Origin of the sequence: Kocuria atrinae (genome assembly GCF_039531425.1) — a bacterium.
In the GTDB taxonomy this organism is placed as follows: Bacteria; Actinomycetota; Actinomycetes; order Actinomycetales; family Micrococcaceae; genus Kocuria; species Kocuria atrinae.
In genome coordinates, this window is record NZ_BAAAQA010000008.1 from 51,861 (window position 1) to 57,947 (window position 6,087).

Here is a 6,087-nt window from a genome sequence, read left to right on the forward strand (position 1 = left end):
GCGAGAGCGCGGCGTCGTCGGCGGGATTGTGTTGGAGATTACGTGAGGTGGTGATCGGGATCAACGCTGGGCGCGGGCTGGTGGCGCTGCAAGAAACGGTAGACCTCGGTCTCGTCCACCCCAGGGAAGGCGCCGGCGGGCATGGCCGCAAGCATGTGGGTCGCAGGCCGGGCCGAGGGCCAGGACTGGCCGTCCCACGTGTCCGCGAGCGCGCCGGGCGGCTCTTGGCAGCACGCGGGATCCGGACAGGTGGACTGCTTGCGCACGGTGGTGTCCCTGTTTCGGAACCACTTGACGTGCTCGTAAGGCACCCCGAACGCGATGGAGAACTCACCGTCCGTGGACCGCTCCACGCGCGCCGAGCACCAGAACGTGCCGGCGGGAGTGTCCGTGTACTGGAAGTGCGAAAGCAGCCGGTTGGTCGCGGAGAACGCCTGCCGCGCGGAGAAATAACGACAGGCCCGCTGACCCTCGACCGCGCCGGTGTGATCGGTGGGGAAGGCGATGCCGTCATTCGACCAGGCCTTGTGGATGATCCCTGACGAGTGCACCTTTTCGAAGTGCGTGGGGATCCCGAAGTGCTGGGTCATCAAGTTGGTCATACGGTGCGCAGCAGTTTCGTGAGACACGGCGAATGCGTCCCGCAGATCGTCCACGGACAGCTCCCGGCGGGCCTTGGACTCGGAAAGCAGCTTCACCGCCGAGGACTCCGGAATCATGAGCGCGGCCGCAAAGTAATTGGTTTCGACCCGCTGCTCCAGGAACTCCCCGTAGTTCTCGGGACGCTTGTGATCCAGCAACAAATGCCCCACGGCCTGCAGCAACACGGACCAGGTCGATCCGATACTCGAGCGCGCCGGCAGGTAGAACCGCCTATTGCGCAGATCGGTGACCGACCGAGTCGAGTGCGGCAAATCCGGAACCTGGTGAATCTCGAACCCCACGTGGGACACCAGCGACGAGATGTGGTGCTCAGAGAGTGGCCCACCGCCGTGCCCGATGGCCGCCAGCAGCTCCCCGGCCATCGTCTCGATGCGCTCGAAGTAGTTGTTCAGTTTCTGCATGCGCGCCCGCAGGTCGGTATTGGCGCGCCGGGCTTCCTCGGGTGTGGCTGCCTGTTCATCCAGACGGTGAGCGAGTTGCCGTTGTAACGCGACGATGGCCTCGAGCGCCTCGGTACTCAGCCCCGGCCCCACGCGCACGGATGGCAATCCCAGCGACGAGTACATGGGTCCGCGCTGCACGCGCTCCACCTCGATCTCCAGCTCCATGCGTTTGGACGGCGCCTTGGCACCGATGAGCTGCTCGACCGTCATGTCCAACGCCTTGGCAATGGCCGCCAGCGTGGAGAGTTTGGGCTCGCGCTTTCCGTTCTCGATCAGCGACAACGCCGACGCCGCCACCCCCACCTGACCGGCCAGCTGCCCCAGGGTCACGCGGAGCCTCTTGCGGCGGTAGCGGATGCGGCGGCCCACGGCGATGGGGTCGGCGGGATCGCCGTCGACGGCGAAACCGGCGGGCGGAACGGACGGTGCGTTGGCGCGGGTGCGGTGGCTCCGCGGCGTCGTCGAACGAGGTGCCATGGCACGAGCTTACGAGAAAGATGGCAGAACGTGAAGAACCGCGTTTCTTCACCCAAACTTCTGGGGGCAGCCCGCTGAAAATCCACCAAAGTAGTAATTACAAGGCACAGAGCGGCGGACGTTCAACGAACAGCCGTCGTATCGCACGGACGAAGGAGCCCGTTATGAACCCCATGAACAGCAATCAGCGCACTGCCCAGGAAATTCAGCAGGACTGGGACGAGAATCCCCGCTGGCTGGGCATCACCCGTGATTACACGCCCGAGGAGGTCCTGCGTCTGCAGGGTTCCTTTCGAGAGGAGCACACCCTCGCCCGTCGCGGTGCAGACCGGCTCTGGCAGTTGCTCAACACGGAGGATTACATCAATGCTCTGGGCGCTCTGACCGGCAACCAGGCGGTGCAGCAGGTCAAGGCCGGCCTCAAGGCCATTTATCTCTCCGGCTGGCAGGTTGCCGGTGACGCGAACCTGGCCGGGCAGACCTACCCGGACCAGTCGCTCTACCCCGCCAATTCGGTGCCGCAGGTGGTGCAGCGCATCAACAACGCATTGCGCCGCGCGGATCAAATCGAGCATTCCGAGGGCATCAAGACGGTCGATGACTGGATGGCCCCGATCGTGGCGGATGCGGAGGCCGGCTTCGGCGGTCCGCTCAACGCATTTGAGTTGATGAAGTCCATGATCAATTCCGGCGCGGCGGGAGTGCACTGGGAGGATCAGCTGGCCTCCGAGAAGAAGTGCGGCCACCTGGGTGGCAAGGTCCTGGTTCCCACGCAGCAGCACGTGCGCACCCTGAATGCCGCCCGCCTGGCCGCGGATGTCGAGGACGTTCCCTCCTTGATCATTGCCCGCACCGATGCCGAGGCAGCCACCCTCATCACCTCCGACGTGGACGAGCAGGACGCCGAGTTCATCACCGGCGAGCGCACCTCCGAGGGCTTCTACAAGGTCCGCAACGGCCTGGAGCCCTGCGTGGCCCGCGCCAAGGCGTACGCACCGTATTCGGATTTGATCTGGATGGAGACCGGCACCCCGGACCTCGAGCTTGCCCGCAAATTCGCCGACGCCGTCCACGAGGACTTCCCGGACCAGATGCTCGCGTACAACTGCTCACCGTCCTTCAACTGGAAGAAGCACCTGGACGATGAGACCATCGCCAAGTTCCAGCGCGAGCTGTCCGCCATGGGCTACCGCTTCCAGTTCATCACCCTGGCCGGCTTCCACGCCCTCAACTACTCGATGTTCGATCTGGCTCACGGTTACGCCCGCAACCAGATGACCTCCTACGTGGAGTTGCAGGAGCGCGAGTTCGCCGCCGAGGAACGCGGTTACACCGCCACAAAGCATCAGCGCGAGGTGGGCACGGGGTACTTCGACCTGGTGTCCCAGGCCGTGAACCCCGACTCCTCGACCACGGCGTTGGCGGATTCCACGGAGACCGCGCAGTTCTAAGCGGTTCCTGCAAAGTCATCTCGACGGCGGTCAGGTTGCCCGGTGGATCATGACCCACCGGGCAACCTGCATGCGCAGTGTGATGTGAGGAAACTGCAGCAGTGAAATCTGGTGTGGAGAAAACGTTGATTCAGGGCCCCGGAACTGCATTTACCTCACCTGAGACTGCGCGGCTGCATTTGCCTCACATAGAAATCCCCAGCAACAACGCCGCCGCGGCACCTTCCGGTCGAAAGGTGCCGCGGCGTCGAAGTTGCAGAGCCCGTCAGGACTTCTTCTCGGTGTCCTTGAGGAAGTTGGTGATGCGGATGGTGCACAGTCGCTTGCCGGTGTCGATGTGGCTGATGACCACCTCGTGGGTGGTGGCCGAACGGCCCAGGTGGATGGCTGTGGCCACGCCGCGGATCATGCCGGAGCGTGCGGAGGCGTGGTGGGTCGCATTGATGTCCACACCCACGGCCACCTTGCCGAACGTGGACGCGTGAATCACCGCGGCCCACGAACCCAGTGCCTCACCCAGGGCCACGGATGCGCCACCGTGCAACAACCCCAGTGACTGCCGGTTACCCTCCACGGGCATGGTGGCCACCACTCGCTCGGCGGACTGTTCCTCGATCACCACGCCCATTTTCCGGTCCAGCTCGCCCAGTTGAATTGTCCACGGCTCGTAGGGCTGACCGTCCGCGTCCTCGAAGGGGAGCTTTTCCCGGTTCTTCCGGTCCTGGTCCGCGCGGATGTCCGCCGGGGTGGGGTCCTCGTGCATGGTTCCTCCTTAGCTTGGCGTCCGACGCCGCCGCGGTGCGCTGCCTGCGCAAGGTACCCGAGCGGCGTCGTTGCCCGAAAAACGGTGGTGCGCTGTTGTGACCTAGGTTATCCTGGACTAAATACTGACCGATCGTTCGGCTAGAAGTGTTGAGAAGGGACCGGCGCGTGAGCACCCAAACCAAAACCCAGGACATCGAAATCCTCCCCAGCTACGTGAGCGGCCAGTGGTGGCGGCCGGAGAACCCGGAGCGAGTTGCGGATGTGAACAATGCGGCGAACGGCGAGCTCGTGGCCCGCGTCAGCACCGACGGTCTGGACACCGCCGCCGCCATTGAATACGGCCGCACGGTGGGCCAGGAGTACCTGGGCAAGCTGCGCATTCATGACCGAGCATTGATCCTCAAGAAGCTCGCGCAGTACCTGACCGAGCACAAGGATGAGCTCTACGAGATCTCCTACGCCACGGGTTCCACTGCCAAGGATCACCTGATCGACATCGACGGTGGCATCGGCACCGTGTTCACGTTCTCATCCAAGGGACGCCGTGAACTGCCCAACTCCAACGTGATCGTCGACGGCGCCGTGGAGCAACTGTCGCGCGACGGCTCATTCCTGGGCGAGCACATCTACACCCGCATTCCCGGTGTGGCCGTGCAGATCAACGCGTTCAACTTCCCCGTATGGGGCATGCTCGAGAAGTTCGCCCCGGCGTTCATTGCGGGTGTGCCGTCCATTGTGAAGCCCGCAACGCCCACCGGTTACGTGACCGAGGCCTGCGTGCGCCTGATGCTGGATTCCGGCCTCCTACCCGAGGGTTCGCTCCAGCTCATTTCCGGCTCGGCCCGCGATCTGCTCGACCACCTGGACGCCCGCGACCACGTTGCGTTCACCGGTTCGGCCGCGACCGCCAAGTCCCTGCGCTCGCACACGAACGTGCAGGACAAGGGCGTGCGCTTCACTGCGGAAACCGACTCCCTCAACGCCGCGATCATGGCCCCGGACGTCACCGCAGATTCGCCCGAGTTCGAGGCGTTCGTGAAGTCGGTCGTCCTGGAGATCACCGCCAAGGCCGGTCAGAAGTGCACCGCCGTGCGCCGCGTGATCGTCCCGCAGGAGATGCGCTCGGCCGTCATCTCCGCCATCGAGGCCCGCGTGTCCGAACGCGCCAAGGTGGGCGACCCCCGCTCCAAGAAAACCACCGTTGGTGCCCTGGCCTCCGACGAGCAACAGTCAGAAGTTTCCCGCTCCGTGCGCACTCTGATCGATGCCGGCGCAGTGGTGGAGTTCGGTGGCCCTGAGGCGCTGTCCTCGGTTCCTTCCGAGGGTGCGTTCTTCCCCGTGACCCTGCTGTCCTTCGATGACGCCCGCACGCCGGCCGTGCACGAGGTCGAGGCCTTCGGCCCCGTCACCTCCGTGATCAGCTACGACGGCTCGGTCTCCGACGCCGTGGAGATCGCCGCCCTGGGCGGCGGCTCCCTGGTGGCCACGGTGTGCACCCACTCGCCCGAGCTGGCGGGCGAGTTTGCGGCAGGCATCGGTTCCCACCACGGACGCGTGCTGTTCCTGGACCGCGATGACGCCAAAACCTCCACCGGTCACGGCTCCCCCGTTCCGCACCTGGTGCACGGTGGACCCGGTCGCGCCGGCGGCGGTGAGGAGCTGGGCGGCATCCGCGCCGTGAAGCACTACATGCAGCGCACCGCTGTCCAGGGCTCCCCGGATCTGCTCACCGGCATCACCGGTCAGTGGCACTGGGGCGCAACCGCCAACACCGTGACCCGTGAAGACGTGGAGAACGGCACGGGCGAGCACCCGTTCCGTAAGTCGCTGGAGACCCTGCGTATTGGCGATCAGCTGGTGTCCGACCTGCGCGAGGTCAAGCTCGAGGACATCCTGGAATTCGCGGAGAAGACCGGAGATACGTTCTACGCGCACACGGACGAGGAGGCCGCCATGGCCAACCCGTTCTTCCCGCGCCGCGTGGCCCACGGCTACCTGCTGGTCTCCTGGGCCGCGGGCCTGTTCGTGGAGCCCGCCCCGGGACCGGTGCTGGCCAACTACGGCCTGGAGAACCTGCGCTTCATCACCCCGGTCACCTACGACGATTCCATCCGCGTGACGCTGACCGCCAAGCGGATCACCCCGCGCGTGACCGATGAATACGGCGAGGTCGGTTGGGATGCCCGCCTGACCAACCAGAACGACGAGATCGTGGCCACCTACGACGTGCTGACCCTGGTCTCCAAGACCTGGCCCATGCCGGAGGACGCCGAGTAGTCCGCACTCGC

At 65.1% G+C, this 6,087-nt stretch carries 4 protein-coding genes; 2 read left to right on the plus strand and 2 right to left on the minus strand.

Annotation, left to right across the window (positions count from 1 at the left end; translation table 11 throughout):
* Window positions 1-38: 38 nt before the first annotated feature.
* Window positions 39-1,583, minus strand: coding sequence for a helix-turn-helix domain-containing protein (locus tag ABD283_RS04810; protein ID WP_344223861.1), 1,545 nt, complete (start codon window positions 1,581-1,583; stop codon window positions 39-41).
* A 164-nt stretch (window positions 1,584-1,747) separates the two neighbouring features.
* Here ABD283_RS04810 and aceA point away from each other — a divergent pair, with 164 nt between their 5' ends.
* On the plus strand, window positions 1,748-3,034 hold the full coding sequence (aceA, locus tag ABD283_RS04815) for an isocitrate lyase (protein WP_344223862.1): 1,287 nt from the start codon (window positions 1,748-1,750) through the stop codon (window positions 3,032-3,034).
* A 265-nt stretch (window positions 3,035-3,299) separates the two neighbouring features.
* Here aceA and ABD283_RS04820 read toward each other — a convergent pair whose 3' ends face one another.
* Entirely contained in the window at window positions 3,300-3,797 is a 498-nt protein-coding gene (locus tag ABD283_RS04820; RefSeq protein WP_344223863.1) for a hotdog fold thioesterase, read from the minus strand.
* A gap of 167 nt (window positions 3,798-3,964) precedes the next feature.
* Between ABD283_RS04820 and paaZ the strand changes: the two genes are divergently transcribed.
* The gene (gene paaZ / locus ABD283_RS04825; protein ID WP_344223864.1) at window positions 3,965-6,076 is read left to right on the plus strand and encodes a phenylacetic acid degradation bifunctional protein PaaZ; all 2,112 of its coding nucleotides are present in this window, start codon (window positions 3,965-3,967) and stop codon (window positions 6,074-6,076) included.
* Window positions 6,077-6,087: the final 11 nt, after the last annotated feature.

What these genes read in the sequence shown, in the direction of transcription:
- ABD283_RS04810 (WP_344223861.1), bottom strand. Translation starts at nt 1,583, where the DNA reads ATGGCACCTCGTTCGACGACGCCGCGGAGCCACCGCACCCGCGCCAAC.
- aceA (WP_344223862.1), top strand. Translation starts at nt 1,748, where the DNA reads ATGAACCCCATGAACAGCAATCAGCGCACTGCCCAGGAAATTCAGCAG.
- ABD283_RS04820 (WP_344223863.1), bottom strand. Translation starts at nt 3,797, where the DNA reads ATGCACGAGGACCCCACCCCGGCGGACATCCGCGCGGACCAGGACCGG.